This is a genomic window from Bartonella machadoae (genome assembly GCF_022559585.1).
GTDB lineage: Bacteria > Pseudomonadota > Alphaproteobacteria > Rhizobiales > Rhizobiaceae > Bartonella > Bartonella machadoae.
Genome location: NZ_CP087114.1, coordinates 658,579 through 678,465, shown reverse-complemented (window position 1 = coordinate 678,465; position 19,887 = coordinate 658,579). Strand labels below are relative to the sequence as shown.

The window sequence follows — 19,887 nt, the reverse complement described above, 5'->3', positions numbered from 1 at the left end:
GACCGTAAAAATTGATCAATCGATACACTTTGTTCTCTTGTATAACCACCTGCAATATTATACATCTGAATATTAAAAATTCAACCTATTTAAAAGTGTCATGTTGCTGTGACTATGCGCGTAAAGTTCTAACCCATTGTTACCGTAGCCATACAGCAGATCCTGAACTTCTTTTACTGAATTAGCTAAATCCAAAAAGCCATTTTCCAAAAGCTTTTGATACCCTGTAACCAGTAGCTATGTTAATGACACTCAGAGAGTTCTGGAGGCTAAAAAAACACAGCAACAATCTCGCCGTTATGCTTTCCCCATGAAAGGATATTGTGTGGCATAACCACACCCGACAAAATTATTATACGCATACAGCATTATACTTTTCTTTACCGCATGTGATTTTTTATTTTTTCTAACATGCTCAAACATGCAGGATGTGTAAATAAAAGTAACGGAATAGAATTTCCAAAATTCGTTTTGGCAACCTTAAGGATAAGTGCTATTAATCATTGTACCAAAACTATAACACTCTTTTTGTATTCTACAGTTATATCACAAAATAAAATATCTGAACCATCAAAAAATTTAAAATAAATTCTTTTATACTCTACCAATTAAATATAGATAATATGGAATTGTATAAATATAAAAATAAATCATAATATACACGTATTACTTTATGAAATATTGATACTATACTGTTCCCAGAATTATTATGATTAACTGAATAATCGGATCTAACAGTTCTATTGAATAAAGAATTTACCTGATCATCATAAAATGTATTTGTCGAAAAAATAGTAGAAACAATAATAATAGATTCTTTTTTCTGAAAACCTGTTTGCTCAGACGCTTTTGCAACAGATGATAAACATAAAATAAGAGCGCATAAAGCAAAATAGTATCTTATATTCATAGTTTTTTTATCCTTATCTTATTTAATAAAAATACATAATATAATAATATTTAATACATATATTGCAATTGTTATAACTCAAAAAACAAAAATATACAATTTTTTGATAGAAAAATTTACGATTTGTATTTTACAAAATAATTAAAAATAGTGAAATAAAATTTATTTCAAATAAAAAAAATCAAATAAACTCTTCTTATCATCAGAAATAGCGCGTCATTTCTATATCTCTTAAATAATATTCTCTATAGATTTTGTATTATCCATTTTTTATACTCTCATTTAGATAGCAACATAATGAGAGTATTCTATCTTCCCTTATTTTTCTCTTCTTTATCCTAGATATATCGTAATATAAAACCTTCTTTCACAGCAAAATCTATCCTTTCTTTGGTACAATGAGAGGTGTAGTTTTTTTAACTGTAAGTGCAACAAAGGATGCAATAAATACCTTTAGAAAATCGCCAATTAGAAAACCTGATGTACTTATTAAAGCTGTTAGTAAAGGAGTCTGAGTAACATAAGCCATCCATGGGACTCCAAAAAGATAAACAATCCCAATTCCACCGACAGCATTTATCAAAAACAATATTATAAAATTTAGTCGGCGCCAAAACAACTCAACCATAAAACCAATAAAAAATGCAGCAACTGCAAAACCTATCAGATAACCACTCGTTGCTCCGAAAAAAACACCGATTCCTCCATGTCCACCAGCCAATAAAGGTAATCCAATAGCGACCAGTACAAGAAAAAGAAGAGAGGCTAAGCCTCCTCTTTTCGCTCCGAGAATAGACCCTGCTAACATCGGGCCCATTGACTGAGCAGTAATAGGAACACCAAGCAAGAAAGGAAGAGAAATAGGAGGGAAAAGTCCTAAAATTGCGTAAATGGCTGCAAATAAAGCAATATAAGTTAGATCTTTTGTATTCATTGAATTATCCCCTCACTATGAATAACTTTATCATCATCAGATATTTTATCATCAGAATGAGCATCATAAGAACGTGCTTCTAGGGCTTCAGCAACTTCTGAAGCCATCCTTATTGTTCGTATAATTAATGGCGTTGCAAGAGCAGTAATGTTCGTTTCAAATCCGCGTACCCGCTGTGTTTCACACACTTCATTGAATTTTTCACTAACAATATATAAAAATATGATTTGTTTTTAATAAAACAAATAGAATATAATAAGGATATTTTTCCTAAGTGTATCTCATTTCATTATAGCGTAAAAATAAAACAAGAAAAACTTAGCATATTTTCTTTTTATCTTCATATAGACCGCATTCCAATACCTCAATTCTAAATAAAAATTACCTTTTTTTGGGCGTAATGAGAGGCATCGTTTTTTTAACTGTAAGCGCAACAAGAGATGCAATAAACACTTTCAGAAAACCGCCGATTAGAAAACCTGATGAACTTATTAAAGCTGTTAGTAAAGGAGTCTGAGTAACATAAGCCATCCATGGGACTCCAAAAAGATAAACAATCCCAATTCCACCGACAGCATTTATCAAAAACAATATTATAAAATTTAGTCGGCGCCAAAACAACTCAACCATAAAACCAATAAAAAATGCAGCAACTGCAAAACCTATCAGATAACCACTCGTTGCTCCGAAAAAAACACCGATTCCTCCATGTCCACCAGCCAATAAAGGTAATCCAATAGCGACCAGTACAAGAAAAAGAAGAGAGGCTAAGCCTCCTCTTTTCGCTCCGAGAATAGACCCTGCTAACATCGGGCCCATTGACTGAGCAGTAATAGGAACACCAAGCAAGAAAGGAAGAGAAATAGGAGGGAAAAGTCCTAAAATTGCGTAAATGGCTGCAAATAAAGCAATATAAGTTAGATCTTTTGTATTCATTGAATTATCCCCTCACTATGAATAACTTTATCATCATCAGATATTTTATCATCAGAATGAGCATCATAAGAACGTGCTTCTAGGGCTTCAGCAACTTCTGAAGCCATCCTTATTGTTCGTATAATTAATGGCGTTGCAAGAGCAGTAATGTTCGTTTCAAATCCGCGTGCCCGCTGTGCTTCACGCACTTCATTGAATTTTTCACTAACAACCGGAATAAACCTGATTGCCATAGACAAAACCATACTAAATTTTGATGGATTTATACCAAAACATCGCAAGGGTTGAATCCATGTTTCAATTGTACTCACCATATCTGAAACTTTAGTTGTGAAAGACACAAGAGATGCCAAAAAAACAAGAAAAATTAAACGTAATATAACCTCAAAACCTGTAAGCCAGCTTTTAAAAATAACTTGAAATACAAAGATAAGTAGTAAAAATAAACTCATAGATTTAAGCTGTTTTAAAACCTTGTTGAAAGGTATCTTCGCAATTCTATACAACAAAGCTACAAACAATAAAAACAACGAGAGAACAGATATAGATGAAACCATAAATATAATAGTTCCACATAAAGTCAGAAACACCAGCTTAATCTCTGGTTTAAGCCGATGAATAAGTGTATCCCTAGGAAGGTATAAGCCGATCACGACATTCTTCTCATATATTCTTTAATAGCAACACGAGGTACATCATCAACAGCTATTTCTCCCTTATCAAAAACGAGTACTCTATCAAAGTTTCTGAGAAATTCCAAATCATGTGATACAACAATCGCTGTTTGCGACAATTCTTCTATAACTTGTGTAATACGACGCTTATTTTGCAAATCAAGTAATGTCGTTGGCTCATCAAAAATAATATAATCAGGTTTCATCGCCACTACACCCGAAATGGCAACCAACTGTTTTTGTCCACCACTTAATAAATGAACCGCATGATTTCTGAAAGCTTGGAGATCATAACGCTGTAAAATTTCATCTACACACTTCTGAATTTCACCTTTACTAAGTTTTAGATTTTTGAGACCAAAAGCTAAATCTTCTTCTACTAATGGTAAAACAATTTGATTATCAGGATTTTGAAAAACAAATCCTATTTTACGCTTCACTGCCTTTGCATCGTGCTTTGTATCAAGCCCATCAACGCTTACAAAACCATGAGATGGTAACTGCAACCCATTGATAAGACGAACAAATGTACTTTTTCCAGAACCATTTGCACCAATAATAGCGATTCGTCTTTCTGTAAGCTCTACAGTGATATCTCTTAAAACGCACAAATCACCAAAAATTTGTGTAACATTATTAAATTTTATGATCCCCAAGACTTTTCTTCCAATCACTCCCCTTATATTACACTAATGCTGCCTCTTAAGCTTATAGCCTAAAAGCAAAAGCAAACACCACAGAGGAATGATAATAACCGACAAGCTCATATCAGGCATCTGCGCAGGAATATATGATTCAACAAAGGTCGCTTTAATTCCTAACATATCGAAAATTTGAGCCATTAACCCATCTTTTCCAAAGCCACTTAAAAACATAATGCAAAATAATAAGGCAAGAAAGAACAGGCAAAGATAATTAGCGTAAGGATATAGACCAAACGCATAAATAAATGATCCTTCTTTGTCCTTATGTGCTCTTCTAAACTTTAAATGAACAATAACAATAATAGCCCAAGTAATAACTGCTGCCGCGGTCGCAAGAGCCATAATTCGCATAAAACTATTATCGGGAACAAGAATATTAACAATAACAATTATCGCAGTACATAATGATGAAAAAAGGATCGAAACATAAGGAATATGAGCAGCATTAAGCTTACTAAAAATACGTGGTGCATTTTTTTGTATTGCTAAACTATAAAGCATGCGACCATTGGAATAAACACCACTATTATAAACCGAAATAGCGGCCATAATCACCACAAAATTCAAAATATGTCCAGCTGCGGGAATCCCAACAGTTGTAAAAATAGTGACAAAAGGACTACCATCTTTTCCAATCATATTCCACGGACTTATCATCATAATGACACTGATAGAACCAACATAAAAAATGATAATTCTCCACATTACTTTACGGATAGCAGTGGGTATTGTCTTGCGTGGATTTGATACTTCCCCAGCAGCAACACCAATTAATTCTGTTCCTCCAAAAGAAAACATCACTACGCATGTAGCTAAAATGACTCCTGTTGCCCCATAAGGAAAAAAACCGCCATGGGTCCAAAGATGATGAATGCCTACTTGATATCCATCTATTCCGGTGAGAATGAGAAAAATTCCAAAAATAATCATACCAACAACGGCAACCACTTTAATCAAAGCTAGGAAAAATTCAAATTCACCATAAAAACGAACATTCAACAAATTAATCAAGGTTACAAGCAAAAGAACAATAAGAGATGACTTCCAATGATCAATCAAAATCCAATGATCAAGGTAAAATCCCACAACTGTAAGTTCAGTCATACTAACAAGAATATAAAGAAACCAATAATTCCAACCTGTTATGAAACCAGCTAAACTCCCCCAATATTTATAGGCAAAGAAACTAAAGGCACCCGATGTTGGCTCTTCTACTGACATCTCACCAAGCATTCGCATGATGAAATAGATAATAAGTCCTCCAAAGAGATATGCTAGAATAGCTGAAGGACCAGCTAATTTTATAGACTCTGTTGACCCATAAAAAAGACCTGTTCCAATAACCCCGCCTAAAGCAATCATTTGAATATGACGATTTTGAAGATTACGCTTCAACTCATTGTGCTTTTCCTCGAACATCATTCCTCCCTCATTATCTTTATCTTTGCTAAATGCAATCTAAATTTTAAGATAAAATAATCCCCTTGTTTATGCATCTTTTTCAAAAAATACAAAAAGAACGTAAACCTTCTTTTGATCATTTTTTTGATCATAATGCAACCCCTTATTCTCGTATGCATTATGTAAATATTCCGTTAAAATTATAGGAAGAAATATGCTCCGTCCTTTATTCAAATTAATGGCTTTCGTTTTCTTTACACTAACAATTATAATATTCGTGATTGATAGTGTACACTCTGTGAAAACATTACATTGGATTACAACCCCTTTCAATAAAGTGCTAGCCAACCTTCTGCAAACAGACATCCATCGTTTTAACCAATCTCTATATAATACCATACCAACTTTCTTATCCTCAATTTGCATTACTCTTACTTGTTTACCAGCGTGGTCTATCTTGGGTGCTTTCGCAACAATATGTTGTATCTTGAGTAACGAACAACAAAAATACTTTCATAAAATATTATATACAGAAGAATATATTTGATTTTTGTAAGTTTCTTCTAGAATCTCCATTCCATGCACACTCAATACATTTTAGAAAACTTAATCCTACAAGATAGCTCTAAGAGTTATTTTGTTAAGGAAAGCAGATGTATTGCCCATAATTGCTAATTGAGCTTTCTGAAAGATTTTTTTGTTTTTCAGCATCTAAGTCATATATAGAGCTTGTTTTCTCATAACATCCGTCCCTTATAAGATTTAATTTTTTGAAAAAATGAAGGAAAATTCAATCTTATAAAAGCTGTGCTTCATATCTAAAAGAGTAGACAGTAAATGACTATAAATAAAAAATTTGAAAGCTTCCAACAAATACCTAATCTCTCCTATTGATGAAGAGATGATAAAACATCTTCGGAAACACTCTGTTCTTCTAAATCTGAAAACCTCCTCATTAAAATATTAAGTTGTTTAGATATCTCATTTAAACTTTTCCATTGATCAGTTACCACGCAAGAGAGCTCATCAATCAGTTTTTCTTGATATGCTAGCTTTGTTTCTAATTCTATCAGCCTCTTTTCAACAGACATGACTCTTACTCCATTTTAAATAGAAAAATGTATTTAATTCATTACACCACTGCTTTTATTATCATTTCTATAAAAATGAAAAATAATTTTTCTACTTATTTTGCTGATCTTATCTTCATCTCATAAAGATTGATGATGTCTTTTATTCCCTCAATTTTTTGCGCAATAAACTTCTTCATTTCCATAGAAGGAAACAAATATTTTTATCTTTATGAAGAAATATTGATATCTTTTTTTCTCCAAAGATGCATTTTAATAATATTTTTAGTTTGAGAGTGGTCTTAAATTGCAAAGCATTTTAAGAGCATCAAGATCAAAAAATACTGTTCTGCGCTTGCCCTTTTCGCCCCCCTCCTCCTACCTCAAATATTAAAGCATCTTAGTAAATTATTGAGAAAATGCATACTTGCTTTTGCGCAAACTTTTGGCTAATGAATACACAAATATGCCGTATTAGCTCAGTTGGTAGAGCACATCATTCGTAATGATGGGGTCGCTGGTTCGAATCCGGCATACGGCACCATATTATTATCATAACATATTGAAATATATAATTTTTTCTTAAAAAGCTGATTTCAAACCACCTTTTAGACCACCTTCTACAGTTTATACAACTTTACCTCATTTGTTGTTATTTGCTCCTTATTTTTCTTCGGGGTAAAGGCCAAGATTTCTTTTTTCCTCCACCTCACGCTCTCCCTAGCTTATAGGGTTCAGGAAACACCCCTTGAATCACCCAATTGCGAATCGTTGTGGTTGATATGCTAAAAGTTGTGCACATTCGCGTGTTGTTACGTATCTATCACCATCATCCAATATCATCTCATTACTTTTCACTCTTGTATGTTATATAAATGGGCGGGGGTGCTGGGAGGAGAGAGCTCCCTCATGGGTTAAGCAGCTTTTGTCAAGATCTGCTCCATGTCTTGCTCTATTTCTGCTAAAAAGACTTCGACTGCTTTAGTAAGCTGTTCAATTTGTTCATCATCACGGTGGATGCGTTTGACTTTCATTCTCAAACCAGTAGATCTGCCTACAAATTGTGGATTATAGCTAATGAAATGACACCATTTGCGCCCTGTACAAGCCATTTGGAATTGCATCTGCGCTATGTATTCAGGTTTAATCTCGTCATACATAAAAAAACGAAGATGCGTTGTTGACTGTGGACATTTGACTTCAACTAAACCGTCTTCTCCAATCAAGCCATCAGGACTAGCCCCTGCCATCTCTATGGTAGGATGTGGTATAAAACCGCATTTTATGACATCGGCATCATAAATGAATTCATATTCTTTCAGGGCGTCCTCTTCATGTTCAATCCCCCATTGCATAGATGGTGTTATATAAGATTGGCTTATTTCCCCTGTTAAGCGTTCTGTCATGAGTTTGATTTTGTAGTCTTCATATTTGCTTGTCGGCAATCCTTTGGCTGTTCTACTGAGGATATTGTAAACATTAGAGGCTGTGACTTTTCCTAATCTTGCTTGAAACCATTCTGCTGTTCTTTGGTCCATATCACGCACCTAATCTTTGTTGTGCTTCAGAAGCTTGACGGTTTTGTTTCTTATACAAATTATTCAGGACGGTTTGCGCTTGTTCAAAAGTCATTTCGGAAATGCTATTTACGTTTACAGAAGCCAACATTTTTGTTTCGTTTGCATTTGTTTTTTAGACTAATCGTTTAATGTCTGCCATTTGTTGAGGCGAAGCTGGTCCTGAGAGTTTTGTTTTGTTACCATCTGTATCATCTTCTTTGCTTGCGACATTGAGAAGCATGCCTAACAAATAGCGGCGCGCATAAGTGATGGTTGATCCTATGGATTGAATATCTGTTTTATTGCCCTTCCCATCAAGAGGGAATGTTCCTTCTGTAGAGATTTTATTTCCTGATGGATGAACCAAAGTCATCTCTATAGTAACTTGTGCATGAGTTTGATTTTTAATACAGGAAAACAAAGCAAAATGACGTTCTTTTAGTGCCTCCTTGATACTCTCGATATAACAGTCGAGAGTAGCGTATTTGCTTAAGGTATAGGCGTTTGTAGATTTTGCTGTGATTTCCTTATATTTGGATTGCATATCTGAAAGATCGGAAACAAAACTTTTATAAAGCTGTCTATTGATTTCTTTTTCTCTCAAGGAGATAAACCGTTCGAGGCGATTCATATCAACATCATTTTTAATGCCCTTGTTAAAATGAAATCCATAGCTGTTGGCTTGACTTCTAAATTTGGAGTTTCTTTAACTTCTGTTAGGTTAGTGTTTTGTTCATTCATTATGTTTTCCTCCATTGCGCGCAATTCACCCGTTGCGTGAATCACGCTTTTGTTAAAAGGGTTATTTGTTGTTAAATTTTTATATCTTCAGGAATTCTCGTATTGCCGCGAATGTAAGCCAATCCACAAACCTTAGCATTTCTAAAAATCTTGACTTCATCACGGATATAAGCACTATCATAAACTTGTGCATCTCCAAGAATCTCAACACTTTTCAAAAAAGCGCCTACTACAGTAGCATGATCATAAACTTGTGCATTTTGATAAATGCGCACACTATCATAAAACCTCAGCATTGCCATAAACATAGGCATCGCCATAAATCTGAGCATCTCCCAAAACACGAGCATCACCATAAACCTTAGCATCGCCTCCAACCCAACAATTACCTTCGTGACTGAGGTTCTTTTCCCTTTCTATCCAACCCGCCTAAATCACTTTTTTTACATCACCAAAATCTCTTAAAGCACGGATACGGTATAAATAATGATCATCTATTAATTCACAATCATCAATAAATTCATATTTTTTTGCAGGTTCTTGTTTTGCAAGGGATATAGTGTCATTTGCATTGGAAACGATAACGGGAGTGTTTTTTTCTATAGATTTCATAATTAAATCTTTCTAACGGTTAAAATTTGAATTGATACCCCTATAAGGGGGCATCGGGTGCTTCAAAACACGGCCGTTAGTCCGTTGCTATGCCTTCCCCTCATGAGGGTATTGTATAGCATAGCTACACCCGACATAAATCAATATACGCTCTCAAAAGCATAAAAGAAAGTCAGTGGTGTCATATCTGATAATGCGCAAGTTTCCAATTATGCTAGCGTTTTCGATAATGCAAAGGTTTGTGATAATGCAAAGGTTTTTGATTGTGCAAAAATTTATGACAATGCCCATATTTCCAATAAAGCATGGGGTTATCATAAGGCGCGGGTTTATGGTAATGCAAAAGTATCAGGTAGTGCCCGTATTAAAGTAAAGGCAAAAGTTTATGAGAATGCCGTTGTTAATGGGGCTGCAAAAATCTATGGCTCTGTTTATGGCAATGCGAGCGTGGGTTGCCATACTGAGGTTTATGGTTTTGTATATGGTAATGCAAAAGTGATTGGTTATCACATCATTAGAGGTTTGGTACATGGCAATGCAATATTAAAAAGAGATGGTTGCTCATATATCAAGCAAAATCCTTACTATGCATATGGGATTCCTAAGGATTGTGAAATTTATGAAGGCGATAACGTTGTAAAGATTGTTGAAAATCAAGTAGCATAAATAACACCGCGGGCGTGGCGGGGGCGCCCCTCTTTAAAAGAACATTTCATTCAAAATTTATTAAATATTTAGATTGGGTTTTCTCATGACTAGTACAGTTGTAACTAAAAAATATGAATTAACAAATGAAACGCGTCTCTTTGGTAATCGCATATTGTATCGCATTCAGGCTTTAAAAAGCTTTTCCGATGTCAAGGCTGGTCAACTCGGTGGTTTTATCGAAAATGAAAATAACCTCTCTCATGATGGCAATTGCTGGGTTTATGGTAATGCTCTGGTTTTAAACTCCGGTCGTGTTTATGAGAATGCTAGGGTCTATCATAACGCTATTATCGCTGGTTATGTCTATGGCAATGCAATCGTTCTTGGTAAATCGATCATTTATGACCATGCTCATGTCTATGGTAATGCACAAATTTATGATCACGCCCGTGTCGTCAATTATGTTCATATTTGTGAAAATGCTAATAGTCACGGCATTGTTATGATTTTAGAAAAGACGCGCGATGATATTGAAACAAGGTCTTATATCGAATTGCTTTCCAATAATGAATTAAAAATCATCTGGCTGCGTAATAAAGCCTTTTTAAATCTTTAAAGCGCGGCGGTCATTCCCTTTTTCCAACATTTTCCATGCAACTTTTTTCACAAGAGAGATTGTGAGGGCTCTTATGATGTCTAAAAAATACAAACGAACCAATGAAACAAAACAACTGAAAGATAAAATTACACAAAAAATTACAACGCTTTATCGCATTCAGGCTTTAAAAAGCTTTTCTGATGTCAAGGCTGGTCAATTGGGTGGTTTTATTGAAAAGGAAGAAAATCTTTCTCATAACGGTCTTTGCTGGGTTTATGATAATGCATTGGTTTATAAACATGCCCGTGTCTATGACAATGCAAAAATACGAGGCAATGCGCAAATTTGTGGTCTTGTCTATGGCAATGCTCAGGTGCATGATAAGGTGTTCATTTCTCAATATGCAAAAGTTTATGACAATGCATTTGTTTATGATAGTGCGCATGTGGCTGGCTATGTTTATGGCAAGGCTCGTGTCTATGGCAATAGTCGCGTTTCAATTGAAGCCCATGTTTATGGCAATGCGCATCTTTCTCATCATAGTTATCTTTTTGAATATGCAAGGCTTTATGGCAACGCTAGAGTGTTAGGCTCTGCTTGTCTTTTTAGCACTGCGCATGTTTATGGCTATGCTGTTGTTAATAGCCGTGCAAAGATTTATGGCAAGGTTTATGATTATGCAAAAGTGAGTGGCTGTGCGCAAATTTATGGCTCTGTTTATGGAAAAGCTCAGGTTTCTCATACTATCAAGGTCTTTGGTCGTGCTTGTGGGCGTGCAAAACTCAATCGAAGAAGTGAGATAAGAGAGGTTCCAAAAAATAAGGAGGTTAATAAGAGCGATATTCTTATAGAGATTGTTGATACTGAAGAATAAATACCAAATGCGGGGGGCGTTGGTTTGATGCCATCTCAAAAGACAAGAGTGCAAAAAAGAAAGCCGTGCCATTTTACGTGACGCGGCTTTATGAAAATATATTAAGGAACTCTATAAAAGAAATTGATAGCAAGTGGCTATATACAAAACGTATTATATTGCAAGCTTTGTATTCGCTTTATAAAAACTTATCCAAAATAATATAAAGGAATGATTATGAAAGCGTTCTTTTAGATTATCACATTTGAATGAAAAAACATGTTAGCTCTGTAATGATTTAAAACCTATTTATACAATGCCCTCATTTTTGAGGCGGTCAATTTGAAAGAAAGCACCTTCTCAAAACGCCTCTTTAAAAGGTATTAAGCTCATTTTTTGAATTAGCAAAATTAACCACTCCAAATTTGGATGTGTTCTCTTTCTATAGCTCTCTTTAAACATCTGCGTTTAATGATGTTATCTCTCAACTTCTCTCTGCTTATGAAAAAAGATGCCCTCATTTTTGAGGAGTCCTTAATCACTCAATCCAAATTTGGATTAACCCCTTTCAAAAAAACGTTTTAAATATCTGCGTTTAAAGACACTATAATTATCTTAAAGAGGTGTCCCCAAATTTGGGGAGTCCCCTAATCACTCAATCCAAATTGCGTTTATTACTTTAAACCTATTATCAAAAAAGCTTTTGATACGTGTTTTGTGTTTATCATTAAAAGCATATCGTTTTAACAATGCGATTTATTATGATAAAAACGTCTTGTAAAATTTATGAGATGTTATGAATGATAGCTGCTTTGCATTTCATTTGAATACTCTCATGTGTTATAACATTGGCATCATGATTTGCTTTTTATGCTCTGTTTATAGATGGCTATTGTTTGTAAAAAATGGTCAATTAAATTGTGCATAAAAGTGTGGATTCATAGGTGGATTCATATAAAATAAATGCACATAATATATTGATTTTATTGTATTTTTTAACATTATACGTTGTCGCTCCAAGATTTAAACGCCATCAGTTCAAACTTAGCAAGAGAGATCTTAAAGCATAACAAGCAAGGTGAATATTTATGTGGGTGGAAACATGGCTAGAAAAAACACTAAAAAAACCACCGCGCTTACAGAAGCAGAAAAAGAAATGCTTCAAGAAATAATCATCACTTATCAAAATGTAAAAATGATGTCTCGCTTGATGAAGTGGATAGCCTTTTTTCTCTTTTTACTCATCCTTGACTTTGCTCGGATTATGGATGCAATAGACAATGTTTTTGCCCATTTAAAACAATGGTTTTCAAAGAGTTAGCTCCTCCACATCTCTCTTAAAATAGTTTCCCTTTGAAAAGAAATCTTTCCTAATAATTGAGAGAAATAATTTTTAAATATGCTAGAATCAGGGTGAATGTTCATTTGTTTCATAGGATTTTTTAGATGATTACACCCTTTGGTAAAACCTTACGCAAACTTCGCATAGATCACTCTGAACGTCTGTTAGATATGGCTAAAAAATTAGACATCTCGGTCCCATTTTTATCATCCGTAGAAATTGGCAAAAAATCTGTACCTGTTGGCATGGAAGAAAAGATCATAGAGGTTTACGCTTTAAATCAAGAGGCAGCCGCCCGTCTAAGGAGAGAATCGGATGCTTGTCGCAGCAGTTTTACCATCAAGTCGTCTGATCCCTTGTGTCGTGAAACCGTTTGTATGTTTACAAGACTTTTAAAGGTTTTTTCACAACAGGATTTGGAATCCTTCAAAGGAATATTAGAAACGATTAGAGAAGAGAAAAGCCAAAAAAATGTTCGTGTTGCGGAGGAATGTTAGAAAACCCTATTCCCTAACCTTTATTCATGTATCCCGCACCTTAAAAAAACATATGGAAAATCAATAAGTTATTTACATTTAAAGATTGAGTGGCGGAGAGGAAGAGATTCGAACTCTCGAGAGCCTTTTGAGCCCTACTCCCTTAGCAGGGGAGCGCCTTCGACCACTCGGCCACCTCTCCAAGACTGTGCATAAATGGTATCAACAGAAAGTTCAAGACCTTTTCGATTTTTTTCAAAAATATCTAAAATTTTTCTTTTTTAGTGATCTTAGAAGATAAAAAGTTAACAAAACAAAAATTGTGCCTTTTTTACCACATTCCCCTGAATAGTATATGAATATCTTGAAAAAAAGCGTTTTCATATTTGTATCTTTTTAAAAGATCAGTATAGCTAAAATGTAGGTATTGCGTATTTTTGCTTTTATGAGTTGAGCAAATTATATTCCCTAACGAAGATTAAACTACCTTTCATTGGAGATCCTTTATGAATATTAAATCCCTCTTTTTAAGTTCTACCGCAGCTTTTTTTGCAATTTCTGGAGCACAAGCAGCTCCAAAAGCGATAGCAGAACCGGAGCCTGTAGAATATATTCGTGTTTGCGATGCATATGGGAAAGGGTATTTCTATATCCCTGGAACAGAAACATGCATGCGTTTGTCAGGAAATGTTCGCGCTGATTTTATAGGCGGTGATAATATAGATGCAATAACTGACGCTCAACTATCTAAGAAAAGAAAAACCTATGGTGCATCATCACGGTTAACTCTTGTTTTTCAAGCCGCTTCTGAAACAGAATTAGGAACACTTCGTTCCTATGCACGTATCTTCTCCAACTGGGGTAATGGTAAGGACAGTGCTGGTGCAAAACTCTCAGCCGCTTATATTGAATTGGGTGGTTTCCGTGTAGGTCTTGATGATACAATTTTTAATAGTTGGACTGGTGGCTATGGGAACGTTTTTAACGATGATAGCATAGCACCAGCGGGTGTTACACGTACCAATTTCGTTTCTTATACCTTCAGTGGTGACAGTGGATTTTCTGCTATTATCGGAGCTGAACTGGGGAATGCTGATAGTCCTTACGATGACGAGAATCCTGAAAATATATACTATTACATAGATAAAGATGATAAAATTGCTAACGTTGCTGCAGATAGTCTTCCAAGTAAAAGAATAAAAAAATACACTCCTAATATAGTTTTGGGTATGAAATTTATGCAAAAATGGGGTGGTTTTTCAGCAGTTACAGCATACGATGCTTATTATAAAAAGTGGGCTGCTAAAGTACGCATGGATTTCAATGTCAATGATCGGTTAAATCTATGGATAATGGGCGGTTATAAGAACAATGTTGATTACTACACAGTAGATGAAAATGTGCTGTCACGGCAAAATACGACAATCTATGCAAACTGGGGTGGAAAATGGGCTGCTTGGGCTGGTGCAACTTACAAACTTACTCCAAAAGCAAAGTTAAATGCTCAGGTTTCCTATAGTGCTGTAAAAACCTTTGCAACTTCTGTAAATATTGCCTATACGCTGGTTCCAGGATTCGTCATTACACCTGAATTAACTTATGTTTCTTGGAATGATGATCGCACTCACAAAGGCGCAAATGGTGATACATATACACATGCTCTAAAAGGAAAAAGCGCTTTGCAAGGTATGATCCGTTTCCAGCGTTCATTCTAATTCTGTTGGATTATTTTTCTAAAAACTGGCAACATATGTTGCCAGTTTTTTAATTTTTAAAGCTCCATATAATACTCACAATACTCTCTTCAATAAAAACATTTTCCTTTTTGAGAATATTACGAGAAAGGGGACTAGATGAGTAATGATTCCCTCATAGATCTTGTATAATAATTCCAATACTGTAGATTTTGATTCAAAATGACTTTTTATAAAATTTATCTAGATATCCTCAAAATTAATCAAAAACAAACGAGATATATATTTAAATTGTCAAGCAGTGAATCGTAGAAATATTCTACGTAAAAAGAATAGAAATAAATAGCGAAATTCTTTATAAGATATATATATCTTTTTGTTGAGATATATTAAAAATATTCATTTAAGAATAACAATGATATATAGTTTTAAACTCTAAAAATGTTGCGTATATATTTTTTGCAGCGTACAATTTCTCCTTTTTTCTTCTTTAAAGTATTGTTAAATGCTATCGTGCATGCCAAATATAGAATTTATGCTTTTAGCACAAAAAATATGAGCTTCTGTTAAGCATCATTATCTTTACGCTTATAAAAATATAAAACAAATATCATTTTCCTGTTTAGCAACTTCCAATATTGCTTAACAATTCTTGCATCAAAACGATTCATAAAAGGCTTGTTACTCCTTTTAAAAACGTTCTTTATCCACACATCACTTTCACTTACGACATACAATTAGAAATCACCACATATGACGCATAACGCCTAATAATGACAATGCTTTGATTTATAATGATAATTTATTATTTTGCATGTTGAATGAGACCCCAGAATATTGTAAGATACTCTCATCTCAAATCCTCTTATGTTGAATAAATCATTATCATTTATTTGCACATCATAAGCGGGACTGGCGTGTGGATAAAAAACTCTAAAGAAAGGAGTAAAAAGGCCTCTTGTGAATCGTATTAATGCAAGAGCTGTCACAACATTGGGGGCCGGTAAATATAATGATAAAGCGATAGTATAAAATCCTCCAGAGATTCCTTTATGTTATGGCAATTTAACAAGCAAACGAACAATGCATATTTTTGATAGACTTCTTGCAGATATATTTTTCAACAAAATTAAAAAAAATTCAGCATTGTAAAGAATTGAGACATCACATTGTCTTGTAGTAGAAAGATTTTCTTTATTGCCCCTCTTAACAACGGATCTCTCTTCTTTCAATCAAAATGCACCGAGATTTTTTCTTCTAAACAGAATAAAACAATTTTGATTTTATTGTATGATAAAAATCCCCTATAATGCATGTTTTTTAAGACTAAACTGTATCAATATTTTTTGCAAAATGCGTTAATATAGAATTCTAACCTCAATAATAGCCTCAACAAAATTTTAAAGACAATAGCTGCGTTTTCTATGCATTCATTTAGAATAAAATATTTTCCTATTTGCTCGTTATTTAAAACTCCTCAGCTGTTATCTGATGACTAAAATCTACTAGCAAATACAAACACTCTATAGCATAAAAACGACACCGCCTTTAACCAAAACTATAATAATAATAACTAGGGAAGTCTTTCTATAACTCCTCAGAATTTCATTTTTAAGTTTCTACTTGCAAATACCTTTTTAAAACTAACCAAGCAGCATATTCCTGTAAGACGACACCTAACAGCGGTCGCGTATAGGGAAACATAATATGATCATCACCAAACCCTTCAATTCGTACAGTCATTGTTGCATGCCCAAGGCTTTCTTTTTGGTTTTCTAAACCTTCTAAAGAAGGCGATAAGCTAACCTTAACCTCGAGCTGTGGAAGAGCTTTCGCATTTTTTTCCGTTTGTTGAAAATATTTTAAAAGCATGGGATCACTTGCTGACCAATGTACTTCTGCATACCTCGCTAATTGCTGACAAGCAGTAGTAATTTCTGCACCAACCAAATATGGACGAAAATGATCTTCAAACTCTTCGATTAAATGCTGTGCTAAGGGTGTTGATGAATTACCAATCAGTTGTACAAGGACATAAGGACTTTTCCATAAAAAATGCCGCTCAAACGGTTCATTGGCAAAATGGCTATCAACCCAATGCGCAATAGTACTTTCATCAATTCCAATCAAAGTCCACGCATATTGAGCACGCGGTACAGTAAAATATTTTTTCTCACCGTGTTCTAAATAATGTTCTAACAATGACAGAGCCTGGGTGGGCGGACCAGGCAAGACCACAAGAGAACTCCCACTACAAGAGAGGGTGAAACCAGGTGCTGTCCCCGTAGGGTTATCAAGAACTTGTGCCGTCTCAGGAAACAACGCTTGACGGGCATTATTGGTATCCGGCGCAATCCCTAACCGTTGCAATTGACCTTTGATTGTTTGCCATACCTCTTCATGATGGACTAAGGGCTTTTGCACAGCTTGTGCAATCGCATCACGGGTTTTATCATCAGACGTTGGTCCTAATCCTCCACTGATAATGATGAGATTTTCTTGTCCAAGACAAGCAATCACTGTCTCACTGATTTGCTGTAATTGATCAGCACAAACAAAATGGCGGGTAACTTGGATGTTTCTCTTGTTCAGGCTTTGACTCAAATCCTGCAAATTTGTATTCAAATACTGTCCTGAAAGAAGTTCATCACCGACCGTAATAATCGCCGCTCGACAAATAGGGATAGGATTTACAAGAGAGTTCGTAACAGCTTCAACCATTTGACGTGTCGTGGCTACCCCCCCTAAGTCATAGGTCACCGTTTTTCCAACACGAATAACCTGATCAACACTCTCCGACAATTGTTGCGCCACCTCTTTAAAACCTAAATGATCCAAGAGTAAAGCTGTGGTATAGAGCATAGCAGAAGGATTTGCTTTATTTTGTCCAGCAATGCGCGGTGCACTGCCATGAACGGGTTCAAAATAAGCAATTTTGCTTCCCACATTTGCACTAGGCGCCAGTCCCAATCCACCCATCACTCCAGCACCAAGACCAGAGAGAATATCACCAAACATATTTTCAGCAACAATCACACCAAACTGTTCTGGTTTTGTTACAATCCATAAAGCAACCGCATCAACATTGTGAATATCTGCTTCAATCTCCGGATAATTTTGAGCAACTTTCTCAAAAATTTCTTGAGCAAATGGGCTACTTTCTCGCATGATATTTGGCTTATCAGCAAAAGTAACCCGTTTGAAACCATGTTCTCGTGCATAAGAAAAAGCATATTCAAAGATCCGCTCTAAACCAAAGCGTGTCTGCAACCGTACTGTCCATGCGGCATCTTCAAGGCTATATTTTTCTAAATTGGGATGTTTTAACCATGTTGCTTTTTCAGGAGATATACTACGAAAATCAAGCCCCGCATAGAGACCCTCGCTATTCTCTCTGATAACACAAAAATGAAAAGGCTTTCTTGGACCAATAATGTATCTTATAGGACGTATATTGGCAAATAAGCCTAACTTTTGGCGAAGTTGAATGACAGGTGAAATATAGGTCCGTTGCCTTTCTTGTAAATGTGGCGCAAGTTCCTTTAAAGCAACCTCTTTCTCTTTACTGGTCACAGCACCAAGTAAAATGGCATCACTCTCCGTTATTTTTTGCCAAGTCGCTTGAGGAATAGAATCCCCTTCCTGTTTCCAACATTCCCAACCAATAGCGCCATAGATTAATTCAATCGGCAAATTCAATTGCTCTAAGACCATTAGCGCAGCATCACAGACTTCTGGTCCTATCCCATCACCAGGAAATACAAGAACTTTCTTTTTCATAATTCACACATCCATTCAGAAAGAATTCTATTCGTCATAACGGGATTATCATCCCATAAACGCGTACCAGCATTAGCAACAATCTTATATTCATGATTCACACAATGACTTCGTGTTTGATTATCTACAGTTGCAAGTTGCGATTTTTCACCTATCAAAGCTAAAAACTTTCCAGTGTACTTGATAATCTCGTCCCTTGCATCCATTTCTAAAAGGAGTTGAAATCCCTTTTGCATACGCTCAATAGCTATGTTCTTTTTGTCAGTAGGAACCTCCAATAAAGCTCTTTTTTTTATAACTCCACGAGAGTGCATAAAAGCATTCAGTGCTTCTAGCGCTCCTGACAAATCTTTATTTTTCAAGAAATTAAGAATATGTCCAATACGCCGTTGCAAAAGCGTATCTGGATAGCCTGGCGCATTTACAGCTAGGACGGCTCGAACATTTGAAAGCCGCGCAGCTAGTATTTGTACTAATGTTCCAGCCATAGAAAAACCCACGAGAACGGAAGGCTCTTTAAAATGTCTTTCCAGTTTTTCTGTAATAAAAGACAAAATTTCTAGGGCGGAGTTATTACAAAAAGAAGAGTCACGCGGAAAAAGGGACATTGTATCGCATAGCGTAATTTGGAATCCTTTTGCTAAACATAGCTTTGTAAATGAAGAACAAAAAACGCCGTCATCCCAAATTGGCATCACAGGAGACAGAATGACAACACGAAGGTTCATTATTTATCTCCTGCATCCCTTCTCCCAGAAGATCGCCTTCTCTCAGAAGATCGATTGGAGCCAAAACTTTCCAACTGAAGATAACGATTAAAACGCAGACATTTCAGAACTCTAACACGCATAAAATCCCCTCCCTGTAAAACTGTCAAGAATAACCAATTGTATCAAAATTCAATTAAACGACGAAAAATTTTAAATATGTACAATGCAATGCGCTTAATGAGAAT

At 35.3% G+C, this 19,887-nt stretch carries 18 protein-coding genes, 2 tRNA genes and 3 pseudogenes; 7 read left to right on the top strand and 16 right to left on the bottom strand.

The window, feature by feature from the left end; all coding sequences use genetic code 11:
- Positions 1-1,289: 1,289 nt before the first annotated feature.
- From LNM86_RS03190 to LNM86_RS03155, 7 genes and pseudogenes are all read right to left on the bottom strand, one after another.
- Positions 1,290-1,844 carry a biotin transporter BioY gene (locus tag LNM86_RS03190; protein WP_241438405.1) on the bottom strand — a complete coding sequence of 185 codons (555 nt, stop codon included), beginning with the start codon at positions 1,842-1,844 and terminating at the stop codon, positions 1,290-1,292.
- Positions 1,841-2,071, bottom strand: a pseudogene (locus LNM86_RS03185) (CbiQ family ECF transporter T component); the annotation flags it as partial. The pseudogene LNM86_RS03185 and the gene LNM86_RS03190, both read right to left, overlap by 4 nt.
- Before the next feature lie 154 nt (positions 2,072-2,225).
- The gene (locus LNM86_RS03180) at positions 2,226-2,780 is read right to left on the bottom strand and encodes a biotin transporter BioY (protein WP_241438404.1); all 555 of its coding nucleotides are present in this window, start codon (positions 2,778-2,780) and stop codon (positions 2,226-2,228) included.
- Positions 2,777-3,433: an energy-coupling factor transporter transmembrane component T family protein gene (locus LNM86_RS03175; RefSeq protein WP_241438403.1), complete on the bottom strand. Its 657-nt coding sequence runs from the start codon at positions 3,431-3,433 to the stop codon at positions 2,777-2,779. The genes LNM86_RS03180 and LNM86_RS03175 overlap by 4 nt, the downstream gene beginning before the upstream one ends.
- Positions 3,430-4,110 (bottom strand): energy-coupling factor ABC transporter ATP-binding protein, encoded by a 681-nt coding sequence (locus LNM86_RS03170; RefSeq protein WP_241438897.1) that lies wholly within the window; start codon positions 4,108-4,110, stop codon positions 3,430-3,432. Before LNM86_RS03170 ends, LNM86_RS03175 begins: the two co-directional genes overlap by 4 nt.
- Before the next feature lie 33 nt (positions 4,111-4,143).
- Positions 4,144-5,580, bottom strand: a complete 1,437-nt coding sequence (locus LNM86_RS03165) for an amino acid permease (protein WP_372712446.1) — start codon at positions 5,578-5,580, stop codon at positions 4,144-4,146.
- Positions 5,581-6,446: 866 nt separating this feature from the next.
- Positions 6,447-6,650, bottom strand: a complete 204-nt coding sequence (locus LNM86_RS03155; RefSeq protein ID WP_241438400.1) for a SlyX family protein — start codon at positions 6,648-6,650, stop codon at positions 6,447-6,449.
- Between the two features lie 447 nt (positions 6,651-7,097).
- On the opposite strand from LNM86_RS03155, the gene LNM86_RS03150 reads away from it, so the two are divergent.
- Positions 7,098-7,173, top strand: a tRNA-Thr gene (locus LNM86_RS03150).
- 76 nt (positions 7,174-7,249) lie between these two features.
- On the opposite strand, the pseudogene LNM86_RS03145 reads toward LNM86_RS03150, so the two are convergent.
- The 5 genes and pseudogenes from LNM86_RS03145 to LNM86_RS03125 form a co-directional block, all read right to left on the bottom strand.
- Positions 7,250-7,472: pseudogene (locus LNM86_RS03145) on the bottom strand (helix-turn-helix transcriptional regulator).
- A 71-nt stretch (positions 7,473-7,543) separates the two neighbouring features.
- Positions 7,544-8,167, bottom strand: a complete 624-nt coding sequence (locus tag LNM86_RS03140) for a lambda exonuclease family protein (protein ID WP_241438399.1) — start codon at positions 8,165-8,167, stop codon at positions 7,544-7,546.
- A gap of 1 nt (position 8,168) precedes the next feature.
- Positions 8,169-8,929, bottom strand: a pseudogene (locus LNM86_RS03135) (ERF family protein).
- Between the two features lie 279 nt (positions 8,930-9,208).
- The gene (locus LNM86_RS12935) at positions 9,209-9,268 is read right to left on the bottom strand and encodes a hypothetical protein (protein WP_372712455.1); all 60 of its coding nucleotides are present in this window, start codon (positions 9,266-9,268) and stop codon (positions 9,209-9,211) included.
- A gap of 90 nt (positions 9,269-9,358) precedes the next feature.
- Positions 9,359-9,541, bottom strand: a complete 183-nt coding sequence (locus LNM86_RS03125; protein ID WP_241438397.1) for a hypothetical protein — start codon at positions 9,539-9,541, stop codon at positions 9,359-9,361.
- Positions 9,542-9,988: 447 nt separating this feature from the next.
- On the opposite strand from LNM86_RS03125, the gene LNM86_RS12805 reads away from it, so the two are divergent.
- The 5 genes from LNM86_RS12805 (at position 9,989) to LNM86_RS03100 (ending at position 13,479) form a co-directional block, all read left to right on the top strand.
- Positions 9,989-10,207, top strand: a complete 219-nt coding sequence (locus LNM86_RS12805) for a hypothetical protein (protein ID WP_308219222.1) — start codon at positions 9,989-9,991, stop codon at positions 10,205-10,207.
- Between the two features lie 85 nt (positions 10,208-10,292).
- Positions 10,293-10,805, top strand: coding sequence for a hypothetical protein (locus LNM86_RS03115; RefSeq protein ID WP_241438396.1), 513 nt, complete (start codon positions 10,293-10,295; stop codon positions 10,803-10,805).
- Between the two features lie 76 nt (positions 10,806-10,881).
- Positions 10,882-11,661 carry a hypothetical protein gene (locus tag LNM86_RS03110; protein ID WP_241438896.1) on the top strand — a complete coding sequence of 260 codons (780 nt, stop codon included), beginning with the start codon at positions 10,882-10,884 and terminating at the stop codon, positions 11,659-11,661.
- Positions 11,662-12,742: 1,081 nt separating this feature from the next.
- Positions 12,743-12,961, top strand: coding sequence for a hypothetical protein (locus LNM86_RS03105; protein ID WP_241438395.1), 219 nt, complete (start codon positions 12,743-12,745; stop codon positions 12,959-12,961).
- A 125-nt stretch (positions 12,962-13,086) separates the two neighbouring features.
- Positions 13,087-13,479 (top strand): helix-turn-helix domain-containing protein, encoded by a 393-nt coding sequence (locus LNM86_RS03100; RefSeq protein ID WP_241438394.1) that lies wholly within the window; start codon positions 13,087-13,089, stop codon positions 13,477-13,479.
- Between the two features lie 90 nt (positions 13,480-13,569).
- Here the strand turns inward: LNM86_RS03100 and LNM86_RS03095 are convergent.
- Positions 13,570-13,660, bottom strand: a tRNA-Ser gene (locus LNM86_RS03095).
- Positions 13,661-13,964: 304 nt separating this feature from the next.
- On the opposite strand from LNM86_RS03095, the gene LNM86_RS03090 reads away from it, so the two are divergent.
- Positions 13,965-15,173, top strand: a complete 1,209-nt coding sequence (locus LNM86_RS03090; protein ID WP_241438393.1) for a porin — start codon at positions 13,965-13,967, stop codon at positions 15,171-15,173.
- Positions 15,174-16,763: 1,590 nt separating this feature from the next.
- Here LNM86_RS03090 and LNM86_RS03085 read toward each other — a convergent pair.
- Genes LNM86_RS03085 through LNM86_RS12735 form a run of 3 tightly spaced genes read right to left on the bottom strand, consistent with a single transcriptional unit; the run spans position 16,764 to position 19,782 of the window.
- Entirely contained in the window at positions 16,764-18,932 is a 2,169-nt protein-coding gene (locus tag LNM86_RS03085) for an isocitrate/isopropylmalate dehydrogenase family protein (RefSeq protein ID WP_241438392.1), read from the bottom strand.
- A complete protein-coding gene (locus LNM86_RS03080; protein ID WP_241438391.1) occupies positions 18,929-19,660 on the bottom strand; it encodes an alpha/beta fold hydrolase in 732 nt (243 codons plus the stop codon). The genes LNM86_RS03085 and LNM86_RS03080 overlap by 4 nt, the downstream gene beginning before the upstream one ends.
- On the bottom strand, positions 19,660-19,782 hold the full coding sequence (locus LNM86_RS12735; RefSeq protein ID WP_256460917.1) for a hypothetical protein: 123 nt from the start codon (positions 19,780-19,782) through the stop codon (positions 19,660-19,662). Before LNM86_RS12735 ends, LNM86_RS03080 begins: the two co-directional genes overlap by 1 nt.
- Between the last annotated feature and the right edge of the window lie 105 nt (positions 19,783-19,887).

Bases quoted from the DNA above. Each gene is read 5' to 3' on its own strand.
- LNM86_RS03155 (WP_241438400.1), bottom strand. From the start codon at position 6,650: ATGTCTGTTGAAAAGAGGCTGATAGAATTAGAAACAAAGCTAGCATAT.
- LNM86_RS03180 (WP_241438404.1), bottom strand. From the start codon at position 2,780: ATGAATACAAAAGATCTAACTTATATTGCTTTATTTGCAGCCATTTAC.
- LNM86_RS03080 (WP_241438391.1), bottom strand. From the start codon at position 19,660: ATGAACCTTCGTGTTGTCATTCTGTCTCCTGTGATGCCAATTTGGGAT.
- LNM86_RS03165 (WP_372712446.1), bottom strand. From the start codon at position 5,580: ATGATGTTCGAGGAAAAGCACAATGAGTTGAAGCGTAATCTTCAAAAT.
- LNM86_RS03090 (WP_241438393.1), top strand. From the start codon at position 13,965: ATGAATATTAAATCCCTCTTTTTAAGTTCTACCGCAGCTTTTTTTGCA.
- LNM86_RS03115 (WP_241438396.1), top strand. From the start codon at position 10,293: ATGACTAGTACAGTTGTAACTAAAAAATATGAATTAACAAATGAAACG.
- LNM86_RS03100 (WP_241438394.1), top strand. From the start codon at position 13,087: ATGATTACACCCTTTGGTAAAACCTTACGCAAACTTCGCATAGATCAC.
- LNM86_RS12735 (WP_256460917.1), bottom strand. From the start codon at position 19,782: ATGCGTGTTAGAGTTCTGAAATGTCTGCGTTTTAATCGTTATCTTCAG.
- LNM86_RS03085 (WP_241438392.1), bottom strand. From the start codon at position 18,932: ATGAAAAAGAAAGTTCTTGTATTTCCTGGTGATGGGATAGGACCAGAA.
- LNM86_RS03105 (WP_241438395.1), top strand. From the start codon at position 12,743: ATGGCTAGAAAAAACACTAAAAAAACCACCGCGCTTACAGAAGCAGAA.
- LNM86_RS03110 (WP_241438896.1), top strand. From the start codon at position 10,882: ATGTCTAAAAAATACAAACGAACCAATGAAACAAAACAACTGAAAGAT.
- LNM86_RS03125 (WP_241438397.1), bottom strand. From the start codon at position 9,541: ATGAAATCTATAGAAAAAAACACTCCCGTTATCGTTTCCAATGCAAAT.
- LNM86_RS03140 (WP_241438399.1), bottom strand. From the start codon at position 8,167: ATGGACCAAAGAACAGCAGAATGGTTTCAAGCAAGATTAGGAAAAGTC.
- LNM86_RS03190 (WP_241438405.1), bottom strand. From the start codon at position 1,844: ATGAATACAAAAGATCTAACTTATATTGCTTTATTTGCAGCCATTTAC.